23 protein-coding genes are annotated in these 25,719 nt (G+C 63.2%); 18 read left to right on the top strand and 5 right to left on the bottom strand.

Annotated elements, in window-relative coordinates; all coding sequences use genetic code 11:
• Positions 1 to 180 precede the first annotated feature (180 nt).
• Both ACLQ8T_RS16085 and ACLQ8T_RS16080 read left to right on the top strand, forming a co-directional pair.
• Positions 181 to 1,197, top strand: a complete 1,017-nt coding sequence (locus ACLQ8T_RS16085; protein ID WP_413455279.1) for an AEC family transporter — start codon at positions 181 to 183, stop codon at positions 1,195 to 1,197.
• 106 nt (positions 1,198 to 1,303) lie between these two features.
• On the top strand, positions 1,304 to 1,639 hold the full coding sequence (locus ACLQ8T_RS16080) for a LuxR family transcriptional regulator (RefSeq protein ID WP_413455278.1): 336 nt from the start codon (positions 1,304 to 1,306) through the stop codon (positions 1,637 to 1,639).
• Positions 1,640 to 1,831: 192 nt separating this feature from the next.
• Here the strand turns inward: ACLQ8T_RS16080 and ACLQ8T_RS16075 are convergent, their stop codons facing one another.
• The gene (locus ACLQ8T_RS16075) at positions 1,832 to 2,026 is read right to left on the bottom strand and encodes a hypothetical protein (RefSeq protein WP_066142901.1); all 195 of its coding nucleotides are present in this window, start codon (positions 2,024 to 2,026) and stop codon (positions 1,832 to 1,834) included.
• Positions 2,027 to 2,348: 322 nt separating this feature from the next.
• Here ACLQ8T_RS16075 and uraD point away from each other — a divergent pair, with 322 nt between their 5' ends.
• The 4 genes from uraD (at position 2,349) to ACLQ8T_RS16055 (ending at position 5,806) form a co-directional block, all read left to right on the top strand.
• Positions 2,349 to 2,843: a 2-oxo-4-hydroxy-4-carboxy-5-ureidoimidazoline decarboxylase gene (gene uraD / locus ACLQ8T_RS16070; RefSeq protein ID WP_413455277.1), complete on the top strand. Its 495-nt coding sequence runs from the start codon at positions 2,349 to 2,351 to the stop codon at positions 2,841 to 2,843.
• Between the two features lie 67 nt (positions 2,844 to 2,910).
• Entirely contained in the window at positions 2,911 to 3,267 is a 357-nt protein-coding gene (gene uraH, locus ACLQ8T_RS16065; RefSeq protein ID WP_038993376.1) for a hydroxyisourate hydrolase, read from the top strand.
• A 4-nt stretch (positions 3,268 to 3,271) separates the two neighbouring features.
• The gene (pucL, locus tag ACLQ8T_RS16060; RefSeq protein ID WP_204719678.1) at positions 3,272 to 4,195 is read left to right on the top strand and encodes a factor-independent urate hydroxylase; all 924 of its coding nucleotides are present in this window, start codon (positions 3,272 to 3,274) and stop codon (positions 4,193 to 4,195) included.
• A 75-nt stretch (positions 4,196 to 4,270) separates the two neighbouring features.
• On the top strand, positions 4,271 to 5,806 hold the full coding sequence (locus tag ACLQ8T_RS16055; RefSeq protein WP_052253951.1) for a nucleobase:cation symporter-2 family protein: 1,536 nt from the start codon (positions 4,271 to 4,273) through the stop codon (positions 5,804 to 5,806).
• A gap of 1,075 nt (positions 5,807 to 6,881) precedes the next feature.
• On the opposite strand, the gene ACLQ8T_RS16050 is transcribed toward ACLQ8T_RS16055, so the two are convergent.
• On the bottom strand, positions 6,882 to 7,619 hold the full coding sequence (locus tag ACLQ8T_RS16050; RefSeq protein WP_162989390.1) for a hypothetical protein: 738 nt from the start codon (positions 7,617 to 7,619) through the stop codon (positions 6,882 to 6,884).
• 447 nt (positions 7,620 to 8,066) lie between these two features.
• Here ACLQ8T_RS16050 and ACLQ8T_RS16045 point away from each other — a divergent pair, with 447 nt between their 5' ends.
• From ACLQ8T_RS16045 to galE, 11 genes are all read left to right on the top strand, one after another.
• On the top strand, positions 8,067 to 9,068 hold the full coding sequence (locus tag ACLQ8T_RS16045) for a substrate-binding domain-containing protein (protein WP_413455276.1): 1,002 nt from the start codon (positions 8,067 to 8,069) through the stop codon (positions 9,066 to 9,068).
• A 165-nt stretch (positions 9,069 to 9,233) separates the two neighbouring features.
• Positions 9,234 to 10,847 (top strand): xylulokinase, encoded by a 1,614-nt coding sequence (locus ACLQ8T_RS16040; protein WP_413455275.1) that lies wholly within the window; start codon positions 9,234 to 9,236, stop codon positions 10,845 to 10,847.
• Positions 10,848 to 10,872: 25 nt separating this feature from the next.
• A complete protein-coding gene (locus ACLQ8T_RS16035; protein ID WP_413455274.1) occupies positions 10,873 to 11,589 on the top strand; it encodes an L-ribulose-5-phosphate 4-epimerase in 717 nt (238 codons plus the stop codon).
• A 7-nt stretch (positions 11,590 to 11,596) separates the two neighbouring features.
• The gene (araA, locus tag ACLQ8T_RS16030; RefSeq protein WP_413455273.1) at positions 11,597 to 13,108 is read left to right on the top strand and encodes an L-arabinose isomerase; all 1,512 of its coding nucleotides are present in this window, start codon (positions 11,597 to 11,599) and stop codon (positions 13,106 to 13,108) included.
• A gap of 176 nt (positions 13,109 to 13,284) precedes the next feature.
• Positions 13,285 to 14,454, top strand: coding sequence for a multiple monosaccharide ABC transporter substrate-binding protein (gene chvE, locus ACLQ8T_RS16025; protein ID WP_413455272.1), 1,170 nt, complete (start codon positions 13,285 to 13,287; stop codon positions 14,452 to 14,454).
• 93 nt (positions 14,455 to 14,547) lie between these two features.
• Positions 14,548 to 16,086 carry a multiple monosaccharide ABC transporter ATP-binding protein gene (gene mmsA / locus ACLQ8T_RS16020; RefSeq protein ID WP_204719663.1) on the top strand — a complete coding sequence of 513 codons (1,539 nt, stop codon included), beginning with the start codon at positions 14,548 to 14,550 and terminating at the stop codon, positions 16,084 to 16,086.
• Positions 16,083 to 17,264 (top strand): multiple monosaccharide ABC transporter permease, encoded by a 1,182-nt coding sequence (gene mmsB / locus ACLQ8T_RS16015; RefSeq protein ID WP_413455271.1) that lies wholly within the window; start codon positions 16,083 to 16,085, stop codon positions 17,262 to 17,264. Before mmsA ends, mmsB begins: the two co-directional genes overlap by 4 nt.
• A 95-nt stretch (positions 17,265 to 17,359) precedes the next feature.
• On the top strand, positions 17,360 to 18,304 hold the full coding sequence (locus ACLQ8T_RS16010) for an aldose 1-epimerase family protein (protein WP_413455270.1): 945 nt from the start codon (positions 17,360 to 17,362) through the stop codon (positions 18,302 to 18,304).
• 60 nt (positions 18,305 to 18,364) lie between these two features.
• Positions 18,365 to 19,480: a galactose-1-phosphate uridylyltransferase gene (galT, locus tag ACLQ8T_RS16005; protein WP_413455269.1), complete on the top strand. Its 1,116-nt coding sequence runs from the start codon at positions 18,365 to 18,367 to the stop codon at positions 19,478 to 19,480.
• Positions 19,477 to 20,673 (top strand): galactokinase, encoded by a 1,197-nt coding sequence (galK, locus tag ACLQ8T_RS16000; RefSeq protein WP_413455268.1) that lies wholly within the window; start codon positions 19,477 to 19,479, stop codon positions 20,671 to 20,673. The genes galT and galK overlap by 4 nt, the downstream gene beginning before the upstream one ends.
• Entirely contained in the window at positions 20,670 to 21,632 is a 963-nt protein-coding gene (gene galE / locus ACLQ8T_RS15995; protein WP_204719653.1) for a UDP-glucose 4-epimerase GalE, read from the top strand. The genes galK and galE overlap by 4 nt, the downstream gene beginning before the upstream one ends.
• On the opposite strand, the gene ACLQ8T_RS15990 is transcribed toward galE, so the two are convergent.
• A complete protein-coding gene (locus ACLQ8T_RS15990; protein WP_204719651.1) occupies positions 21,633 to 22,661 on the bottom strand; it encodes a Gfo/Idh/MocA family oxidoreductase in 1,029 nt (342 codons plus the stop codon).
• 178 nt (positions 22,662 to 22,839) lie between these two features.
• On the opposite strand from ACLQ8T_RS15990, the gene ACLQ8T_RS15985 reads away from it, so the two are divergent.
• Positions 22,840 to 23,715, top strand: coding sequence for a serine aminopeptidase domain-containing protein (locus tag ACLQ8T_RS15985; RefSeq protein ID WP_204719649.1), 876 nt, complete (start codon positions 22,840 to 22,842; stop codon positions 23,713 to 23,715).
• A gap of 13 nt (positions 23,716 to 23,728) precedes the next feature.
• On the opposite strand, the gene ACLQ8T_RS15980 is transcribed toward ACLQ8T_RS15985, so the two are convergent.
• Complete coding sequence (locus ACLQ8T_RS15980) at positions 23,729 to 24,523, bottom strand: carbon-nitrogen hydrolase family protein (RefSeq protein WP_204719646.1); 795 nt, start codon at positions 24,521 to 24,523, stop codon at positions 23,729 to 23,731.
• Between the two features lie 75 nt (positions 24,524 to 24,598).
• On the bottom strand, positions 24,599 to 25,627 hold the full coding sequence (locus ACLQ8T_RS15975; protein ID WP_204719645.1) for an aldo/keto reductase: 1,029 nt from the start codon (positions 25,625 to 25,627) through the stop codon (positions 24,599 to 24,601).
• Between the last annotated feature and the right edge of the window lie 92 nt (positions 25,628 to 25,719).

The raw sequence follows: 25,719 nt of genomic DNA, 5'->3' as shown, positions 1-25,719 counted from the left end.
ATCAACGGTATTAGGGTGAGGCGCGTGGTCTCATCCTAGGAATTCGCGCCGCAAAACCCCAGTTTTCTTCTGCATGTTGCGTCGCATTCCCCGGTGCGTTTCCCGGATCGGACAGGCCGGCTACTAACCTTGAAGTGCCCGGTTCGCGCAATCCGGGCCGAATATCCCCGAAGGAGACTTGTGTTCCTCGACGTGCTTTTTGGCGTGCTGCCGCTGTTCTTCGTCATGCTCATCGGCTTCGCCGCCAGCCATGCTCCCAGGTTCCCGGCCAGCGTGGAACCAGCACTGAACGTATTCGTCTTCTATGTCGCCCTGCCGGCCCTGCTCTACAAGGTGGTGGCCCGGGCGGACATCAGCGACGGCGTGCCGTTCGCATTCCTGTGGATCAGCATTGCCTCGGCACTCGTGTTCGCGCTGATCAGCTGGCTGGCGTTCCGCTATCTGCTACGCGCAGACCGGGCGCGGGCGCTCGCCGGCATGCTGGCCACCAGCTTTGGAAATGTCTCGTATCTGGGCATCCCGATCATCCTGGGCGTGATGGGAACCGAAGCCGGGTTCGCGGCGGGCATGGGGCAACTGGTCCACAACATCATCTTCATGGTCGGGTTCCCCATCCTCGCCCAAATCGTCCTTCCCCACGCAGGCGGAGGCGAGCACAAGGCCAGCGCTGCGCGCATTGCCCGAACCGTGCGCAACGCCTTGGTTTACAGCCCGGTCACCTGGGCGATGCTCGTCGGCGGGGCGGTAGCAATCTTCACTGTGCCGGTGCCGCGGCCGGTGGACGACACCATCGACCTGGTGGCGGCCGCGGCTGCTCCGGGCGCGCTCTTCGTCATCGGCATGTCGCTGAAGCGGACCATTGACCGAGCACGTTCCAGGCGCCGGGCGCCGGCGGCCGCGGACGGTACCGCGCCAGCCGCCCGTTGGGCGAAAACTTCCATCGCCACCATGGTCGTGGGCAAGCTCGTGGCATTCCCCGTGCTGGTGGTGGCCATGCTGCTTGCCTTCGCCCCCGGGCTGGACCGCATCTGGTTCAATTCGGCGGTACTCATGGCGGCCATGCCGGTGAGCGCAACCGCCTACATCATGGCGCAAAACGACACCGGGGATGGCGAACCGACCGCGGTAGCCATCGTCATCACCTGCGTCCTGTCGGTCATAGCATTGCCGGTGCTGGCGCAGCTGGCGCTGAAGTAGCCTTCCGCGCAGTCCTTGACCTTTGCCCCGACCGGGGACAGGCTGGTAGCACCACATGCCAACCGGCCCGGAGTTTCCAGCCGCAGAGATGAGATGCAGGGATTCAATGAAGAAGTTTTCGCTGACCGCCATTGCCCGGGCCCAGCTGCGCGACGCCGAGCACGCGGGCAATGGGCGCGCCGCCAGCACGGTGTTCGGTGGACATGAGCATACGCTGCGCCAAACCGTCATCGGGATCAAGGCCGGCACCGAGCTGCAGGAGCATGTGAACCCCGGCGAAGCGACACTGCTGGTCCTCGGCGGGAGGGTCACCGTCTCATCGATGGGCAACCAGTGGGAGGGGCGCAGCCAGGACCTGATCGTGCTGCCCGAAGGGCGGCTGAAAATCAGCGCTACCGAGGATTCCAGCGTGCTGCTCACGGTGGCCAAGATCGATCGCTAGGCGGAAGCGAACTGCGGGCCAGTCCACATCAATGGGCGGGCCCGGTTTCGGTAACGGCTCATGCCGCTGCATTCGCGTTTGCGGCGTCCCAGAGGGCAACCGCGCGCGACCGCGAACCGGATTAAAAAACAAAACGCAGAGGCCAGGTCCCGACGCCTCAGGGGTTGGCCTCTGCGTGGTCTTGAGGGGCGACTAGCGCCCTTGATGCTGGCCGAATAGGCGGCTGAACAGCGAGGGGACCTCGCGGGTGATCCGCGGCTGGCGGGCGATATCGGGATCCAGACCTTCGATAGGCTGGAACAGCCCGGTGCGCAACGCGTCGGTGGTGGCAACGAGGCGTTGGCCCTCCGGTGAGCAGTTGATCTTGCCAGTGTTGATAGCGGTCATTGCGATCCTCCTTCGCGATTCTCTATTTCCATAATATGGAAATTATGTTTTGTCTTACGAAACCATTATGTGCACCATGGTGGATTGTTGGCAATAGCTAGGCGCAAAATTTTCTATCCGCAATGCGGAAAACTTTCATAAATCACACTTGTTAAAGATTTTCCGGCTTTGACTTGACGGCGACGCTGTGAGGTGGATTACAGTGGTGGCACAAGGTTCCACGAAACCAGCATCGAGTCGAAGCCGAAGTCTCCTTCGGTGGTAAGGGTGTTCAGCCAAGGTCCGTGGAAAGAACGACCGTTTGAAAAGAGCTGATCACCCGATGCGACTAGACGTATTCAATCAATTGCCCGCAGCCGAGGCTGCAGATTTCCTGCGCCCCTGCGTGGATGTCGACCGCTGGATCGATGCACTTGTTTCCGCCCGTCCTTTCAACAGCTTCGATGAGCTTTCCAGCTATGCGCTTCAGGACATCGCCCCCTTCAACCGCGAGGAAATCGCAGCCGCCTTGGCGCACCACCCGCGCATCGGCGAACAAGCGCAGGGCAGCAGCAAGGAAGCCGACCTCTCGCGTGGCGAACAGGCAGGCCTGGACCTCGATAGCGATGTCACCGCACGCCTGGCCGCGGCCAACAAGGCCTACGAGCAGCGCTTCAACCGGGTCTTCCTCATCCGCGCCGTCGGCCGCAGCCCCGAAGAAATCCTCGCCGAATGCGAACGCCGGCTGGCCAATGGCGAGCAGGAAGAACTTCTTGAAGTTGCCGAGCAGCTGCGCCAGATCGCGCTGCTGCGGCTGCAGAACGCGGTGGACAACTAAGCCAATGCCCGGGGCTTACCCCGCGCATTTACCGACCCCTTATCCCTCCGACAGCCAGGAGATGAACATGGCAGATGGCAACGGCGAACGCAGCCACATCACCACCCACATACTCGACACCGGGACCGGGAGGCCTGCCTCCGGTGTCAAGGCCACGCTGGAAGCCAAGACGGCATCCGGCTGGCAAGAAATCGGTTCAGGTTCCACGGATGCCGATGGCCGCATCAAGAACCTCGGACCGGTACAGGTTGAAGCCGGCCGCTACCGGATTTCCTTTGAAACCGGCGGCTACTTCGGGAAGCAGGGAACGGAAAGCTTCTTCCCCGCGGTAAGCATCGATTTCTTCGTCAATGACGTCGACGAGCACTACCACGTACCTCTTCTTATCAGCCCGTTTGCATATTCCACGTACCGAGGAAGTTAGAACCATGACTACCGAAATCACCGCCCCAGCAGGCACCAAGATCGTGCTGGGCTCCAACCAATACGGCAAGGCCGAAGTCCGCCTGGTCAAGATCACCCGCGACACGGTTCGCCACCAGATCCAGGATCTGAACGTCACCAGCCAGTTGCACGGCGACTTCACTGCCGCGCACCAGGATGGCGACAATGGCCGCGTTGTCGCCACCGACACCCAGAAAAACACCGTCTATGGCTTGGCCCGCAACGGCGTGGGCGCCATCGAGGAGTTCCTGGTGCAGCTTGGCGAGCACTTCACCGGAGAATTCGATTGGATCACCGGTGGCCGCTGGGCAGCCCAGCAGTTCTTCTGGGACCGCATCAACGACCACGACCACGCCTTCTCGCAGAACAAGTCCGAGGTCCGCACCGCCGTGCTGGAAATCGGCGCCGACGGCAAGAAGTCGATCGTTGCAGGCCTGGAAGACCTCACCGTGCTGAAGTCCACGGGCAGCGAATTCCACGGCTTCCCGCGGGACAAGTACACGACACTGAAGGAAACCACCGACCGCATCCTGGCCACCGACGTGACCGCGCGCTGGCGCTACACCGAGCAGGCCATCGCCGAGGGCATCGACTTCGACGCGGTCTACACCTCGGTGCGCCAGCTGCTGCTGACCCGCTTCGCCGACACCCACTCGTACGCGCTGCAGCAGACCATGTTCCAGATGGGGCAGGCAGTGCTCGAAGCGCATCCGGAAATCGCCGAGATCAAGATGTCGCTGCCGAACAAGCACCACTTCCTGGTGGACCTCGAGGTCTTCGGCCAGGACAACCCGAATGAGGTCTTCTTCGCGGCTGACCGCCCGTACGGACTGATCGAAGCGACGATCACCCGAGAAGGCACCGAGGCGAATCACCCGATCTGGGCAAATATTCCGGCATTTATCTAAACGAACAGCGTTGAAGGTGTGCCGGTGCTGGCACACCGGCACACCTTTGGCAGCGACTGACGTAGGAGGTCAGCCTTGAGCGCTACACAAGATGAATCTATCAAAGGCAATCGTCCCGAGGACATCAAGCTTCCGCTGGGGAAGTCCTTTGCCTATGGCTTGCAGCATGTCCTGACGATGTACGGGGGAATCATCGCCCCGCCGCTGATCATCGGCAACGCCGCAGGGCTGGCTCCGGACGAAATCGGCCTGCTGGTCGCCTGCTGCCTGTTTGTCGGCGGGCTGGCCACCATCCTGCAAACCGTGGGCATCCCGTTCTTCGGTGCGCAGCTGCCGCTGGTCCAGGGCACCTCCTTCGCCTCCGTGGCCACCATGGTGGCCATCGTCAATGGCGGTGGCGGCATCCAGGCGGTCTTCGGCGCGGTGCTCGTCGCTGCGCTGATCGGCTTCCTCATCGCACCGTTCTTCGCCCGCATCATCAGATTCTTCCCGCCGGTGGTGACCGGCGTAGTCATCACGATGATCGGCATCTCGCTGACCCCGGTCGCGGCGAACTGGGCCATGGGCGGGGACGCCAAGGCCGAGGGCTACGGGTCGCTGGCCAACATCGGCCTGGCCGCCGGAACGCTGCTGGTGGTCCTCCTGCTCTCCAAGGTCGGCAATGCCGCGATCTCCCGCATGTCGATCCTGCTGGCCATCGTGCTGGGCACGGTCGCCGCGGCACTGCTGGGCATGGCAGATTTCTCGCAGGTCGGCCACGGCGCGATCTTCGCCTTCCCGCAGCCGCTGGCCTTCGGCATGCCGGTCTTCGAAATCGGCGGCATCATCTCGATGACCATCGTGGTGCTGGTGATCCTCACCGAAACCACCGCTGACATCCTCGCAGTGGGCGAGATTGCCGGCTCGAAGGTGGATTCCAAGCGCATCGCCGACGGCCTGCGCGCCGACATGGCTTCCTCCGCGGTAGCCCCGATCTTCAACACCTTCACCCAGTCGGCCTTCGCGCAGAACGTCGGCTTGGTGGCCATCACCGGAATCACTAGCCGCTTCGTAGTCGCTGCCGGCGGTGGCATCCTCGTGGTGCTCGGCTTGCTGCCGATCCTCGGCCGCGTGGTCGCGGCCATCCCCACCCCGGTGCTCGGCGGTGCTGGCATCGTGCTCTTCGGCACCGTTGCCGCCTCCGGAATCCGGACCCTGTCCAAGGTGAAGTACGACGGCATGAACCTGGTGATTGTCGCCGCCTCGATTGCCTTCGGCTGCATCCCGATCGTGAAGCCCGACTTCTATGCAGGATTCCCCACCTGGTTCGAGACGATCTTCCACTCCGGAATTTCCTCGGCAGCCGTGATGGCCGTGCTGCTGAACCTGCTGTTCAACGAGCTCAAGTTCGGAAACACGAAGAATGCATCAGTCTTCTCGGCAGCTCCGCCGCGGATGGTCAAGACCGAGGAGATCTGCGGACTGCTCGAGGGCGACCACTACGTGGGCGGCAAGCTCATCGACAAGGAAGGCTACGAGATTCCTGTAGTCACGCCCGATGAATTCGAGCAGATCCAGACAGGGGCCATCGAGATGCCTGTACCCAGGCTTGCCGGGTCATCTGAACACTGACTCGGCGACGGCGCCAGAAGCCGACGCCGTCGAAGAAGCAGATGACGAGACGAAGTAACTCTAAGGAATTACCCGTAAACCAAGGTTTGCGGGTAATTCTTTGTACTCCCAGCATGGGCGGCATAGCTCCTAGCCACTGGTAACTGCGTCACCGTGAGGTGGGGCGGGAAGGAAGCTGAGGCAAACTCTGCACTGTGGAACACGAATCACATAGAAGGTATTTCTGCCGGGGTAAGACAGCAAGAGATGGAGAAGCCAGTCCAACCCGTTTTGTTCCATCGACAATCGGAAGATGCGTAAAAGTGGCAGAGACAGGGTAAAAATTGATGTTCTTATTTAGTGAGGTCTGTCCTAGTGCGTCCCCAGTTGTGTTGATGAAGCGATCTTGTCCGTGAGGGCGGGAACAATGGGACAGAAGTCAGAGGAGGCCATAGTACCTGCCACGGAATTCACTTCGGGTTGGGAGCCCGGAGATAAGTCTGAGGCCTGTTGTGCTCGATGACGGAGGCAGGTAAGGGGTGAACGCGGGGAATTGAGTGTCTGAGGCATTGATGAAATGCTTGGATCCACGTGGTTCCGAAGATCCAGGCATTTTCCCTAGCGAAACTTCAGTTTAGATAGTGCCTGAATGTTCGTTGAGGTGATATCCATACATCTCATCGACATGTTGAGCTTGGTGCTCGCACGCTACCTCCAATGGAAATTCTGGGCCACTAATATTCGCCTGAGTTTCGTGGTCTCTTAGGCATTGTCACCTGAATACACACGCAAGAGGTGTCACTTTTGGCGCAAATTTCTATCTCGAATAATACGTTCCAGAACAGTGATGTATAGCAACGTCACGATTAAACCGAACGTTGAAGGTAGTACTGAAAGGAAAATGTCCTTGTCATATTCCGAAGGCATAAGATAAGCGAGAGTAAACCTCACGATTGAAAACACGGCGATCGACGTGAGCAACACAATTGTGATGCTACGGCGCGAGGCAAGACCGAAGAATTGCGTATTTGGGTTTCGCTTGCCTGAGTTTTTGATTCCGAGCCAAGTGAACATGGTTCCACCCCTTTTTCCGGGTTTATAGGTATTGATACACGATGCCACCGAGGCACGTGACTGCGGCAAGGACGCCGATTCGGCGAACTAAGAATTTGACCGCTTTGTCCCAGCTCGAGAAAGTTGCTTCCAAGACACCCCATACGGTGAACGTTCCTGGCTGAATCCCTAGGCAGCCCGCTATTACTTTCTTAATGTGTTCGCGGAGTGTTGGGTCTGCTACGATCCCGTATTTAAAGGACTCATTATGCTCGACGACTTGCGTAATTGTTTTTCCATGAACCTCAAAGTGTGTAGGTACTGCGGTCCCATCAGCATCATAGGCCCAGGGGCGGTCAATAGAAGCAACAATATTTTCATGTTTGTCTAATGCCTCGATACCTCCATCGTGTTTCTTAACGATGCGGTCAAAGTTTCCCGTCAATTCAAAGGGGTATTCCCTTGGGGATTCCGGCGAATCGATGTGAATCACTGCCCGAGCGTCACCATTAGATAACGCCTGATAAACAATCTGGTGAGAGTCTGATGTGGTCGCAATGCCGTTATCAGTGTATGAAGCGCCGCCGGTTTCAGTCTTTAGTCCGACGGAGCCGTTCTGAAGCTCCGATGATGTGCCGTCGGTTGCCACGGTTGGAAGAGCGGCGCTTGAAGCATCGATGCGATTGTCGGCAGCAAGGGAAGCCAGAGAAGCGTAGGCATCTGAGACCTGATTCTCATGTAGATCGTTTCTTAGTTCGGCAGCAGATGCCGGTACCGTCAAGCCGAGAGTTAGGCTCCCGAGTGCAGCTAGAACTAGTGCTGAAGATATAGTTCTACGCAACAAGTTTCCTGTCGTGTTGATCGAGGTTTTGAAGTAAGTACAATACTTGTATTGAATACATCTACGCGTATAAGGCGCTGTCAACTTAATAATTTGTACAGTACCTATAGACCAGTCATGTAAATTAATAATTTATCTCATGTGTGATTCGTGGGGATTCTGTGATGCCTGAGCTAGTGGATTTTTCGTAGTTGCCAACGGCGGCCTGCTGAAGCTTGACGCGGGTAATCGATGACAGTTTGTCGAATTCCACGACTTCGCGACCTTCTGTTGGTGTGCGGGCAGAGATGTGGGTTCTTTCTGGTGCTTCCAGTCATCTTTGCAATAATGACCGTTGTGAACATTGCTCAGCCCGGTGAAGGGCACCCAGATAAAAGGCCACCGTCAATGGCGGATGTAGCGGCCGTGGCAGGGGTGTCGCACCAGACTGTCTCCCGTGTGCTCAACAACCACCCGAATGTCAGGTCCGGAACGCGCGACCAGGTCATGGAAGCGATCCGCAAACTCGGGTATCGCCGCAATCGAGCTGCCCGTGCGTTGGCGACATCGCACTCCAGCACCATTGGGATTCTGACCATCGGCAGCGAGTTTTTCGGACCGCAGTCAACTGTGCTGGCCATCGAAGCAGCAGCCCGCGCGCAAGGCTACTTCGTGAGCGTGACCGCATTGGATCGCTACGACGCTCACAGTGCAACCGAAGCCTTGAACCACCTGGTTGACCAAGGAGTTGACGGCGTGGTGATGGTCGCGCCGTTCGAAAAGGTCATTGACGCCTTGGATGATGCGGCGCTCAAGATCCCAGTGGTGGTTGTCGCCGCCCGCACCAGTGTTCCCGCTTCGGATCCGGCCCGCTACGTCTATGTTGACCAGCGCGAAGGCGCACGCCTGGCTACCGGACACCTCCTGGCATTAGGCCATTGCAAAATCGCCCACGTCTCCGGACCAACCGGCTGGTTCGACGCAACCGAGCGCCAAATCGGCTGGCAGGAAAAAATGCTCGAAGCCAAGGCGTCGATTATTGAAGTGCCCGCCGAATCATGGCTGGCGCCCAGCGGATACGAGGCGGGCAAGAGACTGGTTGACTCGGTGCGCGTCGGGGAAGTGACGGCAGTCTTCGCCGCGAATGACTATCTCGCCACTGGAATTCTGCGCGCCTTCTGGGAAGCCGGGCTGGATGTGCCAACCGATGTCTCGGTGATCGGTTTTGACGATCTGCAGATTTCGAATTTCCTCATTCCATCGCTGACCACCGTTCGGCAGCCATTCAGGGACGTAGGGCATGCGGCACTCACGGAATTGCTCGAAGGTGACACCGCCGTTAAATCTCCAAAGGTGATCGCTCCAACGCTGGTCATGCGGGCAAGCACGGCTCCGCCGAAGTCCCAGTAATTCTGTTCTAGTTGGCAGTATCTCGAAATCGGGTGTTGCGCATCACGAAATGTTAGCGCTAACATTACTTCGAAGTTCCTGCCGGCAATTTTCCGAATGCCCTCGGAGTGCTGCTGGCGATGCAAAGACGCTGCCCACCAAGCTGGGCCTCAGGACGGAGAGTTCATGGCCACCGCGCCCCAGGATGCAACAGCAGCCCAGCTCATCACCAGCGGCCAAACCGTGCTCGGCGTCGAACTGGGCTCCACCAACATCAAGGCCAGCCTGATCGGCCCGGACTTCCAGCAGCTGGCCAGCGGAAGCCACCAGTGGGACAACCAGTTCGAAGACCAGCTGTGGACCTACTCGCTGGATGCCATCCGCACCGGCCTGCAGCAGTGCTTCGCCGCCGTGCTTGCCGACTGCCGCCAGCGCTACGGCGTTGCGCCCAGCAGCTTCGCCTCGATGGGCGTCTCGGCCATGATGCACGGCTACCTGGCCTTTGGCCAGGACGGCGAACTGCTGGTTCCCTTCCGCACCTGGCGCAACACCAACACACGGGTGGCCGCCGAGCGGCTGACCGGAGCCTTGGGTGTCAACATCCCGCTGCGCTGGTCCGTTGCCCACTACTTCCAGGCCATGATCGATGGCGAGGAGCATGTGCCGCAGGTCCGGCACTTTACCACCTTGGCTGGCTATGTCCACACGCTGCTCACCGGCGAGAAGGTGCTGGGGATCGGTGATGCCTCGGGCATGTTCCCCATCGACACCGCGACCGGCACCTACGACGCCGCGATGCTCGACGCCTTCGACGAGATCTCAGCGTCCTACCAGGCCACATGCACCCTGGCCGAGCTGCTGCCGGCAGTCCTGCCAGCCGGCGCGGCGGCAGGAAACCTGAGCGTAGCCGGCGCCCGCCTGCTCGATCCCACCGGCCAGCTGCAGCCCGGCACCCCGTTCTGCCCGCCCGAAGGCGATGCCGGAACCGGTATGGTGGCCACCAACTCGGTGGCCGTGCGCACCGGCAACGTCTCGGCCGGCACCTCGATCTTCGCGATGCTGGTGCTGGAGCGGCCGCTGGCCGGAGTGCACCACGAAATCGATGTGGTCACCACCCCGGCCGGCGACAGCGTCGCCATGGTCCACTGCAATAACGGCGCAAGCGAGATCGGCGTCTGGGCCGGCGTGTTCGGCGAGTTCGCGAAGGCGCTGGGCGTGGATGCCTCCAGCGACCATATCTTCGAGGCGCTGCTCGGCTCGGCGCTGGACGGCCAGGCCGATGGGGCGGGCCTGCTGGCCTATAACAACCTGTCCGGCGAGCCGGTCACCGGCCTGGAGCAAGGGCGGCCGCTGGTCATCCGCACCCCGGACTCCGCATTGACCCTGGCCAACCTGATGCGCGCCCAGGTCTACGGCATGTTCGCCACCTTGAGCCTGGGCATGAAGGTGCTGGCCGCGCAGGGCGTGCGGGTGGAAAAGCTCAATGCCCATGGCGGCATCTTCCGCACCGCCGGGGTGGCCCAGCGCTTCCTGGCCGCCGCGCTGGACACCGAAGTGAGCGTCTCGGAAACTGCCGGCCACGGCGGGCCGTGGGGCATCGCGGTGCTGGCAAGTTTCCGCCAGTTCATCGAAGCGAACCCGCAGGCCAGCTTGGATTCCTATCTGGACGAGCTGGTCTTCGCCGAGGCCAAGACCAAGGGCGCGGCCCCATTGCCTGAAGATGTGGTCGGCTACAACGCCTGGCTGCAGAACTATGAATCCGGATTGGCCATCCAGCGTGCGGCCATCGCCGCCCTTTAAGTTCCCAGCAGAAAGCCAAGAAAACATGAGTGAGCTCAAGTCGCTGGCGGATTATCCGCAATCGATGCAAGACGAGGTGGCCGCGGTCCGGCAGGCAGTTGCCAGCCTGCACGCCGAATTGCCGCGCTACGAGCTGGTGGTCTGGACCGCAGGCAACGTCTCCCAGCGCGTGCGCCATCCGCAGATCACCGATGGCAGCGCAGATCTGTTCGTGATCAAGCCGTCGGGGGTTTTCTATGACGACTTGACCCCTGAATCGATGGTGGTGTGCACCATCGACGGCAAGCTGCTTGAGGGCGAGCATGCGCCGTCCTCGGATACCGCCGCCCATGCCTACACGTATGAGCACATGCCGGAAGTCGGCGGCGTGGTGCACACCCACTCCACCTACGCCACCGCGTGGGCAGCGCGCGGCGAGGAAATCCCCTGCGTGCTGACCATGATGGCCGACGAATTCGGCGGACCAATCCCGGTGGGCCCTTTCGCCATCATCGGCGACGACTCGATCGGCCGCGGCATTGTCTCCACGCTGCGCGAATCCCGCAGCCCCGCGGTGCTCATGGCCAACCACGGGCCATTCACCATCGGCAAGGATGCCCGGGCTGCAGTCAAGGCTGCGGTGATGTGCGAGGAAGTGGCCCGCACTGTGCATATCGCCCAGCAGCTCGGGGACCCGCAGCCCATTGACCCCGCGAAGATCGACTCGCTCTACGAGCGCTACCAGAACGTCTACGGACAGTAAGGACATCATGGCCAAGGCATATAACGACAAGGAAATCTGGTTCTTCACCGGCAGCCAGGACCTGTACGGCGAGGACACCCTGCGCCAGGTGGCGCAGCAGTCCACCGAGGTGGCGCAGGCGCTGGATGCGTCCGCCGATGTCCCGGCGAAGATCATCTGGAAGCCGGTGCTGAAGGACTCCGAGTCGATCCGCCGCGCGATGCTGGAGGCCAACTCGGATGAGAACGTGCTGGGCGTGATCACCTGGATGCACACCTTCAGCCCGGCGAAGATGTGGATCAATGGCCTGAAGGCCCTCCAGAGGCCGCTGCTGCACCTGCACACCCAGGCAAATGTCGAACTGCCCTGGGATTCGATCGACTTCGACTTCATGAACCTGAACCAGGCTGCGCACGGCGACCGCGAATACGCCTACCTGGCCACCCGCCTGGGCGCCGCGCGCACCACGGTGGTCGGCCACGTCTCCAATCCCGCGGTCACCCGCCGCGTGGGCACCTGGATCCGCGGCGCTGCCGGTTTCAACGCCGTGCAGAACCTGAAGCTGGTCCGCTTCGGCGACAACATGCGCAATGTCGCGGTGACCGAGGGCGACAAGACCGAAGCCGAGATCCGCTTCGGGGTCTCGGTGAACACCTGGGCCGTCGACGACCTGGTCGAGGCCGTGAAGGCGGTGGCCGAGTCCGGCATCGATGCGCTGGTCGCCGAGTACGAGCGCGAGTACGACGTGGTTCCCGAACTGCGCGCCGGAGGCGCGCGCCACGGTTCGCTGCGCTATGCCGCTGCCCAGGAAATCGCGCTGGAAGCGTTCCTGTCCAGAGCCGGCGCCATGGCCTTCACCACCAACTTCGAGGATCTCGGCGGGCTCAAGCAGTTGCCTGGCCTGGCCGTGCAGCGCCTGATGGGCAAGGGCTACGGCTTCGGCGCCGAGGGCGACTGGAAGACCGCGGTGCTGGTGCGCGCCGCCAAGGTGATGGGCGAGGGCCTGCCGGGCGGAGCCTCGCTGATGGAGGATTACACCTACGACCTGACCCCCGGCAAAGAGCTGATCCTCGGTGCCCACATGCTCGAGGTCTGCCCGTCGCTGACCACCTCCAAGCCAAGGGTGGAAATCCACCCACTGGGCATCGGCGGCCGCGAGGATCCGGTGCGCATGGTCTTCAGCGCGGACGCCGCCGAGGGCGCGGTGGTCGTGTCCATGGCCGATATGCGCGAGCGCTTCCGGCTGACCGCCAATGTGGTGGACGTGGTGACCCCGCCAGCTGACCTGCCGAACCTGCCGGTAGCCCGCGCGGTGTGGAGTCCGCGGCCTGATTTCAATATCTCTGCTGAGTCCTGGCTTGCTGCCGGCGGGGCGCACCACACGGTGATGTCCACCGCCGCAGGCATCGAGGCTTTCGAGATCTTCGCGGAGATCGCTGGTGCCGAACTGCTGGTCATCGACGAGGAGACCACACGCCGGAACTTCGCGCAACAGATCCGTGTCAACCAGAGCTACTACCGCTTGGCGCAGGGTTTCTAGCAGCCAGACTGGCCCCTTTAATGGGCCCTGCGCGCCCTGTGCTGGGTGCGCAGAGCCACTGAGTAAGGAATCTTAATTTATTTTCATCAGAGGGTGGTCTAAGTCACTGTGTTATCGCTAACATGGTGTGAGTCCAGTCTCATTCGCAGATATGGCAACCTTTCAAGGAGGAAAAGATGGCATGGAATAATTGGACCCGCAAAGCCGTGGCGACCATGGGATCGCTCGCGCTGGTCGGCGCATTGGCAGCCTGCAGCGGCAGCGGCGCCGGAGGCGGAGCCGGGGCTGGCGGCGGGAAATCGACCGCCCCCGAGGACATCCAGGTGGGCGTCGCGATGCCAACCGAGACGTCGGAGCGCTGGATTGCCGACGGCGAAGCGGTCAAGTCCCAGCTGGAAGAAGCCGGCTTCGAAGTCGACCTGCAGTTCGCGAATGACGACATCCCCACCCAGCAGCAGCAGATCGACCAGATGATCACCAAGGGCAGCGACATCCTGGTGGTCGCCTCCATCGACGGCACCGCGCTGTCCACCCAGCTGCAGGCCGCCGCGGACCAGAACATCCCGATCATCTCCTACGACCGCCTGATCAACGGCACCGAGAACGTGGACTTCTACGTCACCTTCGACAACTACAACGTCGGTGTCCAGCAGGCCACCTCGCTGCTGACCGGCATGGGCCTGGCCGACGACCAGGGCAAGCGCACCGACAAGAAGGGCAAGTTCAACATCGAGCTCTTCGCCGGTTCGATCGACGACAACAACGCGCACTTCTTCTGGAAGGGCGCCATGGACACCCTCAAGCCATACCTCGACGACGGCACGCTGACGGTCAAGTCCGGCCAGACCAAGATCGAGCAGGCCGCCACCCTGCGCTGGAGCCAGGAAGAAGCCCAGTCGCGCATGGAAGACCTGATCACCGCCCACTACCAGGGCGGCAAGACCAAGATCGACGGCATCCTCTCGCCATTCGACGGTATTTCCCGCGGCATCATCACCGCCCTGTCCAACGCCGGCTACGGCAAGTCCATCAAGGACGGCCTGCCGATCATCTCCGGCCAGGACGCCGAAATCGCCTCGGTGAAGCTGATCGACGACGGCGTGCAGTACGCAACCATCTTCAAGGACACCCGCAAGCTGGCCACCCAGGCTGTCGAGGCAGTGAAGGCCTACGCCGGCGGCGGCGAGCCGGAAGCCAACGACACCGAAAGCTACGACAACGGCAAGAAGGTCGTTCCCTCGTACCTGCTGAACTCGGACATCGTGGTCAAGGACAACATCACCTCGCTGCTGGTCGACTCCGGGTACTACACCGCCGAGGAAGTCAAGGCCGGCCAGGCCAAGTAGCCGCCCAAGCAGCAACCACGGTGGCGGGAGGGCAACCTGCGCTCCCGCCGCCGCGGTTCACCGCTCACAGCACACACCAAGGACGTCTGCACTATGGACACCACGATCCTGCACATGCAGGACATCACCAAGACTTTTCCCGGAGTCAAGGCGCTGGACGGCGTCAACCTTTCGGTCAGCAAGGGCGAGATCCACGCCATCTGCGGAGAGAACGGCGCCGGCAAATCCACCCTCATGAAGGTGCTCTCCGGGGTCTACCCGCACGGCAGCTACGAGGGCAAGATCATTTTCGAGGGCGAGGAGCTCAAGGCCTCGAACATCAAGGATTCCGAAGACCAGGGCATCGTGATCATCCACCAGGAGCTGGCCCTGGTGCCCTACCTCTCGGTGGCGGAGAACATCTTCCTCGGCAACGAGACCTCCCGCGGCGGCTTCATCGACTGGAACGAAACCAACCATCGCGCCGCCGACCTGCTGGCCCGCGTGGGCCTGGACGAGCAGCCGGTTACCCCGGTCGGCCAGCTCGGCGTCGGCAAGCAGCAGCTGGTGGAAATCGCCAAGGCGCTGAGCAAGAACGTGAAGCTGCTGATCCTGGACGAACCGACCGCCGCGCTGAACGACGACGACTCGGAGCACCTGCTGAACCTGCTGCGCGAACTGCGCGAGCAGGGCATCACCTCGATCATCATCTCGCACAAGCTCGGCGAGATCGAGGACATCGCCAACACCACCACCATCATCCGCGATGGCCAGTCCATCGAGGCCCTGGACATGGCCGACCCCGCCTCCAACCAGAACCGCATCATCCGCGGCATGGTCGGCCGCGAGCTCTCGGCCCGCTATCCGGAGCGCGAGCCGCAGATCGGCGACGTGGTCTTCGAGGTGCGCGACTGGTCGGTCCAGCATCCGGTGCAGCAGGACCGCACCGTGGTGGAGCACGCAAGCCTCGACGTGCGCGCCGGCGAAATCGTCGGCATTGCCGGGCTCATGGGCGCCGGGCGCACCGAACTGGCGATGAGCATCTTCGGGCACAGCTACGGCCGGAACATCACCGGCACCGTGCTGATGGGCGGCAAGCCGGTGGACACCTCCACGGTGGGCAAGGCCATCGGAGCCGGCATCGCCTACGTCTCCGAAGACCGCAAGAAGTTCGGGCTGAACCTCATCGAGGACATCCGCGTGAACACCACCGCGGCCGGGCTGGGCAAGATCTCCTCGAAGGGCTTCGTGGACGGCAACAGGGAAATCCAGATCGCCGAGCACTACCGCAAGTCCATGCGCATCAAGACCCCCAACGTCATGGCGAAGGTCGGCAACCTCTCGGGCGGCAACCAGCAGAAGGTCGTGCTGGGCAAGTGGCTGCACACCGCCCCCGAGCTGCTGATCCTCGATGAGCCAACCCGCGGCATCGACGTCGGTGCCAAATACGAGATCTACACGATCATCAACGAGCTGGCCGCCGCCGGCAAGGCGGTGCTGGTGATCTCCTCCGAACTGCCCGAGCTGCTGGGCATCTGCGACCGCATCTACACCCTGGCCTACGGCCGGATGACCGGCCAGCTGCCGCGCAGCGAAGCCACCCAGGAACGCCTCATGGAACTCATGACCATCGAGAAGGAAAGCACCCGATGACCATCACAAACGAGCTGAAGGATATCTTCACCAAGAACTTGCGCACCTCGGGCATCTACATTGCCTTCGTGCTCATCGTGGTGCTGTTCACCATCCTGACCAACGGCCTGCTGCTCAGCCCGATCAACATCACCAACATCATCCTGCAGTACTCCTACGTGCTGATCCTCGCGCTGGGCATGATCATCGTGATCGTGGCCGGGCACATCGACCTCTCCGTCGGGTCGCTGGTCGCCCTGACCGGTGCGGTCTCCGCGGTACTGGTGATCAAAGGCGACATGCCTTGGTGGGTCGGCATGCTTGCCGGCATCGCCACCGGCGCATTGTGCGGTGTGTGGCAGGGCTTCTGGGTGGCGTACGTCGGGATCCCCGCGTTCATCGTGACCCTGGCCGGCATGCTGCTCTTCCGCGGTTTGACCTATGAAGTGCTCAGCAACGTTTCGCTCTCGCCATTCCCTGGCGAATACGGCCAGATCGCCGGCGGTTTCCTCAACGGCCTGCTGGGCGGCAACGGTTTTGACCTGTTCACCGTGATCATCGGCGTGATCGCCGTAGCCGGCCTGATCGTCTCGCAGTGGCGCAACCGCTCCGGCCGCGCGAAGTACGGCCAGAGCGTTGAATCCATGGCCATGTTCCTGGCCAAGAACATCGTCACGGGCATCATCATCCTCTGGTTCTTCTGGCAGATCGCCACCAGTCGCGGCATGCCGATCGTGCTGATCATCCTGGCCGCCCTGATCCTGGGCTACCACGTGCTGACCACCAAGACCGTCTTCGGCCGCCACGTCTACGCCATCGGCGGCAACCTCTCCGCCGCGAAGCTCTCGGGCGTGAACGTGAAGAAGATCAACATGTGGATCTTCATCAACATGGGCCTGCTTTCCGGTGTGGCCGGCGTGGTCTTCTCCTCGCGCTCCAACGGTGCCCAGCCGGGTGCCGGGAACATGTTCGAGCTGGATGCGATCGCCGCCTGCTTCATCGGCGGCGCCTCGACCACCGGCGGCGTGGGCCGGGTGACCGGAGCGATCGTCGGCGGCCTGGTGATGGCGGTGCTGTCCAACGGCATGCAGCTGATGGGCGTCGGCGCGTCCACCCAGCAGATCGTCAAGGGCGTGGTGCTGTTGCTGGCAGTGGCCTTCGACATCTACAACAAGCGCCGCGCAGGCGCCGGCAACTAGCCTGCGGCTTGCTGCCACGGGCCCTCCCGCATGAGGTGGCGGGAGGGCCTGCCCATGCCCGACAGTTTCCCTGCCCCCGCATGAAGGATGACGACATGGATCGCCAAGCACTGCCAGCGCAGGACACCGCCAACGGCACGGTGTTCACTCTGCGAGCCCACGGCTTCACCGCGCAGCTGGCCACGGTGGGCGCCACCCTGGTGTCGCTGGAATATGCCGGTCGCCCGCTGGTGCGCGCCTTCGACCCCCATAGCCAGCGCCCGGTGTTCTCCGGAGCCATCCTTGCCCCCTGGCCCAACCGGGTGATCGACGGGGCCTACCACTGGGAAGGCCGGGAGCTGCAACTGGGAATCAGCGAGCCGGTGCGCGGCCACGCGCTGCACGGCCTAGTGCTGGACGAGAACTTCGAGATCACCGGACGCGGCCCGGACTTCGCCCAGCTGCGCACAGTGATCGCCCCGAGCGGCGGCTACCCGTACCGGGTGCAACTGGTGATCGGCTACCGGCTGGAAGCCGGCGGCCTGCGCACCATCGCCACCGCCACCAACCTCGGACAGGGCACCGCGCCCTTCGCCTGGGGTTCGCACGCCTACCTGGTTGCCCCGGGCCACCGGGCGGATGACTGGGAATTCACCCTGCATGCCGGCAAGGTGCAGCTCACCGAAGGTGCGCGCCTGCTGCCGAAGGAAGTGGTGGAGGTGTCCGGCACGGAGCTGGATTTCCGCACCCCGAAGCCGATCGGGGAACTGTTCATCGATCATGCGTACACCGGGTTGGCCGCCGGCGCCGACGGCTTGTTCAGTGCATCGATCACCGACGCTGCGGGCGTCGGCGCGCGGATCAGCTGGGACGCGGCCTGCCCGTGGGTCCAGATCCACACCGCTGACCGCGATGACCCGGCGCTTGACCGCACCGGCCTGGCCATCGAGCCGATGACCTGCCCGCCCGGCGGGTTCAACTCAGGTCAGGACGTCATCGCGCTGGCCCCGGGCGCCAGCTGCGACGCCAGTTGGCTGATCGGCCCGGTCCAGCCGAGCTAACCCGCAGGCGCGCCCGCCGCGCCGCCTACCTATTTGCACCACCACTAGCCCATTGGAGAGATGGCCATGCCGCAAGGCTCCGCAGCATATGAAGCAGCCCACCGGGTGCACCACCTGGCCGATGGCCGCGAAGCGATCTTCTTCGCCGATGCCAACACCGCACTGCCCGAACCGGCGGTCGATACCCGGCCGCTGGATCCGCGCGGGGAACCCGGCGAGCTTCGCTATGACCGGCTGACCGGAGACTGGGTGGCGGTCGCCGCCCACCGCCAGTCGCGCACCTACCTGCCGCCCAAGGAAGAATGCCCGCTATGCCCCAGCGGCAATGGGCGCATGAGCGAAATCCCCGCCGAGGACTTCAACGTGGTGGTCTTCGAGAACCGCTTCCCGTCGCTCGGCCCGGCACTGGGTTCGATTCCATCCGCCGCACCGGTGCAGGTTCCCGCCCCGGCCTACGGGCGCTGCGAAGTCGTGGTGTTCACCCCCGAGCACACCGGCTCCTTCGCCTCGCTGGATGACGCCCGGGCACGCACCGTCATCGAGGCCTGGGCGCAGCGCACCGCCGCATTATCCGCGATGGAAGGCATCGAGCAGGTCTTCGTCTTCGAGAACCGCGGCCAGGACATCGGCGTGACCCTGCACCACCCGCACGGGCAGATCTACGCCTACCCGTACCTGGCCCCGACCGCCGCCAAGATGGCAGGCCAGGCGGTGGCGCACCTGGCGAACACCGGACGCCCCCTGATGCAAGACATCCTGGACTTCGAGCGCAATGAAGGCACGCGCATGGTGCGCCAAGGCGAGCACTTCTCCGTGTTCGTGCCCTATGCCGCCCGATGGCCGCTGGAAGCCCATCTGGTCCCGCACCGCCACGTGCCGGATCTTGCCGCGCTCAATGAAGAGGAGAAAGCCGAACTGGCAGTGATGTACCGGGATCTGCTGCGCGGAGTCGACGCGCTGTACGACACCCCCACACCCTATATTGCCGCTTGGCACCAGGCTCCACTGGAAGCGGAAGCCCGTGAGGCGGCACGGCTGCACCTGCAGCTGACCAGCCCGCGCCGGGCAGCTGGCAAATTGAAGTACCTGGCAGGCTCGGAAGCTGCCATGGGCGCCTTCATCAACGATGTCCCGGCCGAGCAGGCAGCCGCCCGGCTGCGCGAGGTCATGCCATGAGCCGCAGCGGAAGCGGGGAAACCGCGGCGCGGGTCAACGCCCTGCGCGAAAAGTTCACCAAGGTCTACGGCCACCGGCCCGAAGGCATCTGGCGCGCCCCTGGACGGGTGAACCTGATTGGCGAGCATACCGACTACAACCTGGGCTATGTGCTGCCCTTCGCCATCGACAAGAACGCGCTGGTGGCGGTGCGCCGCAAGCCGCGGCTGGATCCGGGAAGCCAGGTGTTGGACTTCGCCTCCACCTACGGAGCAGGCGGCGAACCGCCGGTCACCTCGATCACCGTCGAGGAACTGGTGCCCCGGGCGGTGCCCGGCTGGGCCGCCTACCCGGCGGCCGTGCTGTGGGCGCTGAACCAGCTCGAAGGCGTGCGCATCGGCGGGCTGGAACTGATGGTCGACTCCGACGTCCCGGTGGGCTCCGGGCTGTCCTCCTCGCATGCCCTGGAAGTGGCGACCATCGTGGCGCTGGATGACCTCTACGGCCTTCAGCTGACCAAGGTGCAGATGGCCCAGCTGACCCAGCGGGCCGAGAACGAATTCGTGGGCGCCCCGACCGGAATCATGGACCAGAGCGCCTCGCTGATGTCCCAGGCCCAGCACGCGCTCTTCCTGGATTGCCGTTCCATGGAAACGCAGGCAGTGCCGTTGCCGTTGGCGCAGCACGACGCGGTGGTGCTGGTCATCGATACCCGCGTCGAGCATTCGCATGTGGATGGCGGCTATGCCGCCCGCCGTGCCAGCTGCGAGCAGGCCGCCGCCGCGCTGGGGGTGGAATCCTTGCGCGAAGTGCACAGCGTCGCGGAACTGGAAGCCATCGCCGACCCGGTGGCCCGGCGCCGCGCCAAGCACATCGTGACCGAGAACCGGCGGGTGCTCGATGCCGTTGCCGCGTTGCGCGCCTCGGACCTGGATGCGGTAGGCAAGCTGCTGTGCCAGTCCCACGAATCCATGCGCGACGACTACGAGATTTCCAGCGAGGAACTGGACGCCGCCGTGGACGCGGCCATGGCGGCCGGAGCCATCGGCGCCCGCATGACCGGTGGCGGTTTTGGCGGCAGCGCCATTGCCCTGGTCAAGCGCGAGCAGATCGAGCCGGCCAGCCAGGCCGTCCGCGAGGCCTTTGACCGCGCCGGCTACGTCGAGCCGGCCATTTTCACCGTAATCGCAGATGAGGGAGCAGGCAGGGCATGAGTTGGCTAGTGACCGGCGGAGCCGGGTATATCGGATCCCACGTGGTGCGTTCGCTGCAGGCGGCGGGGTTCGAACCGGTGGTCGTGGACTCGATGTCCAGCGGGGTGCGCTCCTTCGTTCCCGAAGAAGTGCCGTTCTACCAGTTGAGCATCCTGCAGACCGAAAAGCTCGTGGAAATCATGAAGCGCCACGAAGCCTCCGGAGTCATCCACCTGGCCGGCTACAAATATGCCGGCGAATCGGTGAAGCACCCGCTGCTGGCCTTCGAGCAGAATGCTACCGGCACCGCGCACCTGCTCGAAGCGATGGCCACCGCCCGCGTGCACAATATGGTCTTCTCCTCATCGGCCGCCGTCTACGGCACCCCGGCCGAGGATGTGGTCACCGAGACTACCGGCACCTTCCCCGAATCCCCGTATGGCCAGAGCAAGCTCGTGGGGGAGTGGATGATCCGCGACCAGGCGACGGCCGCCGGGCTGAAGCACACTTCGCTGCGCTACTTCAATGTGGTTGGGTCGGGCAGCGCTGAACTCTATGACGCGAGTCCGCACAACCTGTTCCCGCTGGTGTTCCAGGCGTTGAATGCCGGCAAGTCCCCGAAGATCTTCGGCACCGACTACGGCACCCCCGATGGCACCTGCGTGCGCGACTACGTGCATGTCGCCGACCTCGCGCTGGCGCATGTGGAAGCGGCCAGGAAGCTGGAGGCGGGCGAGGCGTTGGAGCCGGTCTACAACCTGGGTTCAGGTGATGGCGTCTCGGTGCGGCAGATCATGGATGCGGTCGCCGAGGTGACCGGCATCGGCTTCACCGCTATTGAGGAAGCCCGCCGTCCGGGCGATCCGGCGCGCATCGTTGCCGACGGCAAGCTGGCCGCCCGCGACCTGGACTGGAGGATGCGCCATAGCCTGGCGCAGATGGTGCACAGCGCCTGGGAGGCCTCGGCGCAGCGTCGCTGACTAGCCGGTGCGCAGTTTTGCGGCGATCGCATCCATGGTCTGGGCAATCGCCAGCGACTCGTCCAGCGGCATGACCGGCGACTCGGTCAATCCATCGGCGATGCACCGGGCTACGTGGGCCGCTTCGAAGCCCAAGCCGGCAGCCGGCGAGGTTTCGGCGAACTTGCGGCTGTCGACGAGCTTTCCGTCGGCACTGCGCAGCACCAGCGCGGAACCGCAGCAGATCGGACGCTCCAGCTCCAGCGTTCCCTCGGTGCCGGCGATCCATGCGCCTTGCGGCGAATCGGTCTCGATGCTGCTGAACACCGTTGCCGTGGATCCGTCCTCATTGGCCAGCACCGCGGTGAAGGACGCATCGACACCGGTCGGGGCCATCCGCCCGGAAGCGTGCAGAAGCTGCTTGGCCGGGGAAACCATGGCGCTGAAGGCAATGGGATAGATGCCGAGATCAAGCAGGGCCCCGCCGCCCAGTGCCGGGTCGTAGATGCGCGAGCTGTAGTCGACCTCGAACCTGGCACCGAAATCAGCCTGGATGGTGATCACCTGACCGAGCATTCCGGACTCGATGACCTGCGACAGCACATTCCCGATCGGCAGGAAACGCGACCACATGGCTTCCATCACGAACACCCCGGCAGCCCTTGTCGCCTCGATGATCCGGGCCGTTTGCCGGGCATCCAGGCTCATCGGCTTCTCCACCAGGACGTACTTGCCCGCGGCGATGGCCTTCAGCGCCAGGTCCGCGTGGCCGCTGTGCGGGACAGCGATATAGATGGCATCCACCGCAGGGTCGTCGAGTACCGCATCGTATGAACCGAAGGCCCGGGTTCGCCCATCCCCGTAGGTGCGCGCGAACTGCTCGGAGCGGGCCAGGGTGCGCGAGCCGACAGCGCCGATCCGGCTGGCGGTCAAGCTGTTCAGCGACTGGGCGAACTGCGAGGCGATCCACCCCGGCCCGAGAATGCCCCAATTCAGCGCAGGGGCCGAAGAGGGATGGGGCAGCGTGGATTCGGGCAGGGCTAGTGGCACTGGGGGCTCCGATGGCAGGCAAGGTCAGATGGCTGTTTCTACCCTAAGCGGAGGATGGCCCTGGTGGAAGAGGAATTGAGCAATGATCAACCGGCCGGAAGCTGGATGGATCTGGTCGAGTGGATTCCGAGCGGAAGAATGTATTTACTGGTGAGTAACATATGGCTAGGATGGCGGTATGCAACCCCAGAGCATCATCAGCGAAGCAGTGCGCGTTCTCGTCACAGCCAAGGACAGTGTCCAGGCCACGGTGTTCAAACCGGCACAAGACCCGCGCGGCGTGCTGGTGATTCATCCGGCGACCGCCACCCCGCAGCGGTTCTATCGCGCCTTGGCTGAAATGGCGACGCGCTCCTCAATGATTGCCGTGACCTACGACTACCGGGGTACAGGGCTGTCCGGCTCGCCCAAGGAATGCAGCAGCCTGCGGATGCGCGACTGGATCCAGCAGGATATCCCAGCCGTCGCGCGGTGGGCGGCCGAGAGCTACCCCGACCTCCCGCACTACGCAGTGGGCCACAGCATCGGAGGGCATGGGCTGATCCTGGATTACGGCACCGAAGCGCTGTCGGCAGCGGTTATCGTCTCCAGCCATGTGGCCGCTTCGCGGACCATCTCCCCGTGGCAGGAACGGGCGCGCGTCACCGCGATACTGAATATCGTGGGACCGGCGCTCAGCCGGACCATGGGCTACATGCCCGGGCAGAAACTCGGGTTGGGCGAGGACATCCCGACAGCTGCCTTGCTGGAGTGGAGCCGCTGGATCCGGAAACCCAACTACTTCTTCGATGACCCGAGCATGCAGGCCCGGGAACGTGCAGCCCGAACCCGGATTCCCATCCTGGCCGTCGGTGCCAGTGATGACCGGTGGGCCTCGCCACGGCAGATGGACCAGCTGACCGGGCACCTGGTCTCGGCCACGGTCCAGCGCCGGACCTGCACGCCAGATGAGCTCGGGGTGCCAGTCATCGGGCATCACGGGCTGATGCGGCGCGGGGTCGGGGATGCCGCCTGGCCGGACATGCTGGACTGGCTGGAGAACCGGAAACGCTGAGCCCGCCGCCTGGCTACAGGTCGACCGCGTTGGCCAGCACCGGCAGCTGCTTGCGCGCGACCTCGACCCGATCGAGATCCAGGTCCACGACCAGCAGCTCGGGCTCCGCACCGGCCTGGGCGATAACACGGCCCAGCGGATCCACCGCAAGTGAGTGGCCGACGCCCAAAGGCGCCGTGCCGGTGACCGTGCGGCCAATGCTTTGCGGATCCGCCTGGTCCACCGCCACCACGAAGGTCGTTGAATCCAGTGCCCGGGCCTGTGCCAGGGTGGTCCACTGCTCGGCCTTCCCTTCGCCCTGTCCCCACGAAGCGCTGACAATGCAGATCGAAGCGCCAGCCTGCGCATGGCGGGTGAACAAGCGCGGGAACCGCAGGTCGTAGCAGGTGGCCAACCCGATGATCGTGCCCTCATGCTTGAACTGCACCGGGGACTGACCGGGCGTCACCGAATCCGACTCCGCATAGCCGAAGGCATCATAGAGATGGATCTTGTCGTAGTGGGTATCAACCCCGTCGCCGGCGACCAGCAAGGTGTTGCGTACCCGTCCGCCCTCGCCGGGGGTGAACATGCCCGCGGCGATGGTGATGCCGATCTCCCGCGCCTGCTGGCGAATCAGCGTAGCCCAGGGGCCATCCAGAGCCTGCGCGTATTTGGCGAGATCATGGCCGAAAGACACCTGCATCGCCTCGGGAAAGACCACCAGCGTTGCCCCTGCCTCCTTCGCCTGGCGGGCATGATCGCGCACCGTCACCAGATTGCGCTGGGGATCAGCGGTGCTCAGCACCTGCGCCAAAGCGATTCTCATGGGATAGTCCTTTCCTGTGGCGAACGTGTGGCGATGCGCTACGCTCACGACTCTACGCAGTAGCGATCAGCGAAGCTACATCTGGGCCATCTGGACCTCTTCGCGGCCCTTGGACACCGACATCACGTCCTTCTGGCGCTCGCCGTCCACTTGGGCGGCCAAGGCATCCAGTGCCGACAGGGATTCCGCGGACAAGCGGACATCCAATGCCTGCAGGTTGTCATCGAAGTGCGCGCTGAAGCGGGTCCCCGGGATCGGGGAGACGGCGACACCGAATGCGCGGGCCTTTTCGTAGACCCAGGCCAGCGATGCTTGGGAGGTGGAGATGTTCTCGCGTTCGGCCACATCATTGATGACTTGGCGCAGCGGCTGGTTGTGCTCCATGCGGGATGCCTCGAAGCGCGGGAAGTTGCGGCGGATGTCCTCTGAGCCCAGCTGTTCCAGTGAATCCACTTCGCCGGTGAAGTATCCGCGGCCCAGCGACGCGTAGGTCACCAGGCCCACGCCCAGTTCGCTGGCGGTTGGCAGCAGCCAGCGCTCGATGTCGCGGCTGAAAATCGAGTACTCCGTCTGGATCGCTGAAATCGGATGCACCGCATGGGCTCGGCGCAGCTCCTGGGAGGTCACCTCGGATAATCCGATGTGCAGGATTTTCCCCGTTTCGACCAGTTCCCTGTAGGCTCCGACCGTCTCCTCGATCGGCACTCTGGAATCCACGCGATGGTAGTAGTACAGGTCGACGTGGTCGACGCCGAGGCGCTGCAGGCTCTCGTCCATGCATTTCTTGATGAAGGCGGGGTCGCCGTTGGCGCGTGGATCTCCCGGGTTCTTCGGGCGGACGATACCCGCCTTGGTTGCCAGCGTGACTTCGTCCCGTCGGGTTTTCAGCACCTGGGACAGCAGGGCTTCGTTGTGCCCATCGCCGTAGATGTTGGCGGTATCCAGGAACGTCACGCCGCGATCAATGACGTGGTTCAGTGTGCGCAAGGATTCGGCATCGTCGGCCGCGCCGTAGGGCCCGCTCAGCGACATGCAGCCAAAACCCTGCGCAGTGGTTTCCAGTCCTTGGCCGAGGTCGATGCGGTTTGCGATCTGCTGTGCCATGCTTGTCCTCATCAGTAGTCGGTTTTTCTGTACCAGAGCCTAGCGAAGCGGAAACGGAATGGCCTCACGTTCGAGGAAATATTGAGCCCCGC

Origin of the sequence: Glutamicibacter sp. FR1 (assembly GCF_047300825.1) — a bacterium.
GTDB lineage: Bacteria > Actinomycetota > Actinomycetes > Actinomycetales > Micrococcaceae > Glutamicibacter > Glutamicibacter nicotianae.
This window is presented reverse-complemented; position numbering and strand designations above follow the sequence as displayed.

What these genes read in the sequence shown, in the direction of transcription:
- mmsB (WP_413455271.1), top strand. Translation starts at nt 16,083, where the DNA reads ATGACCATCACAAACGAGCTGAAGGATATCTTCACCAAGAACTTGCGC.
- chvE (WP_413455272.1), top strand. Translation starts at nt 13,285, where the DNA reads ATGGCATGGAATAATTGGACCCGCAAAGCCGTGGCGACCATGGGATCG.
- uraD (WP_413455277.1), top strand. Translation starts at nt 2,349, where the DNA reads ATGCGACTAGACGTATTCAATCAATTGCCCGCAGCCGAGGCTGCAGAT.
- ACLQ8T_RS16035 (WP_413455274.1), top strand. Translation starts at nt 10,873, where the DNA reads ATGAGTGAGCTCAAGTCGCTGGCGGATTATCCGCAATCGATGCAAGAC.
- ACLQ8T_RS15975 (WP_204719645.1), bottom strand. Translation starts at nt 25,627, where the DNA reads ATGGCACAGCAGATCGCAAACCGCATCGACCTCGGCCAAGGACTGGAA.
- ACLQ8T_RS16075 (WP_066142901.1), bottom strand. Translation starts at nt 2,026, where the DNA reads ATGACCGCTATCAACACTGGCAAGATCAACTGCTCACCGGAGGGCCAA.
- ACLQ8T_RS16040 (WP_413455275.1), top strand. Translation starts at nt 9,234, where the DNA reads ATGGCCACCGCGCCCCAGGATGCAACAGCAGCCCAGCTCATCACCAGC.
- galE (WP_204719653.1), top strand. Translation starts at nt 20,670, where the DNA reads ATGAGTTGGCTAGTGACCGGCGGAGCCGGGTATATCGGATCCCACGTG.
- uraH (WP_038993376.1), top strand. Translation starts at nt 2,911, where the DNA reads ATGGCAGATGGCAACGGCGAACGCAGCCACATCACCACCCACATACTC.
- ACLQ8T_RS16080 (WP_413455278.1), top strand. Translation starts at nt 1,304, where the DNA reads ATGAAGAAGTTTTCGCTGACCGCCATTGCCCGGGCCCAGCTGCGCGAC.
- pucL (WP_204719678.1), top strand. Translation starts at nt 3,272, where the DNA reads ATGACTACCGAAATCACCGCCCCAGCAGGCACCAAGATCGTGCTGGGC.
- galK (WP_413455268.1), top strand. Translation starts at nt 19,477, where the DNA reads ATGAGCCGCAGCGGAAGCGGGGAAACCGCGGCGCGGGTCAACGCCCTG.
- mmsA (WP_204719663.1), top strand. Translation starts at nt 14,548, where the DNA reads ATGGACACCACGATCCTGCACATGCAGGACATCACCAAGACTTTTCCC.
- ACLQ8T_RS15980 (WP_204719646.1), bottom strand. Translation starts at nt 24,523, where the DNA reads ATGAGAATCGCTTTGGCGCAGGTGCTGAGCACCGCTGATCCCCAGCGC.
- ACLQ8T_RS16045 (WP_413455276.1), top strand. Translation starts at nt 8,067, where the DNA reads ATGGCGGATGTAGCGGCCGTGGCAGGGGTGTCGCACCAGACTGTCTCC.
- araA (WP_413455273.1), top strand. Translation starts at nt 11,597, where the DNA reads ATGGCCAAGGCATATAACGACAAGGAAATCTGGTTCTTCACCGGCAGC.
- ACLQ8T_RS15985 (WP_204719649.1), top strand. Translation starts at nt 22,840, where the DNA reads ATGCAACCCCAGAGCATCATCAGCGAAGCAGTGCGCGTTCTCGTCACA.
- galT (WP_413455269.1), top strand. Translation starts at nt 18,365, where the DNA reads ATGGCCATGCCGCAAGGCTCCGCAGCATATGAAGCAGCCCACCGGGTG.
- ACLQ8T_RS16010 (WP_413455270.1), top strand. Translation starts at nt 17,360, where the DNA reads ATGGATCGCCAAGCACTGCCAGCGCAGGACACCGCCAACGGCACGGTG.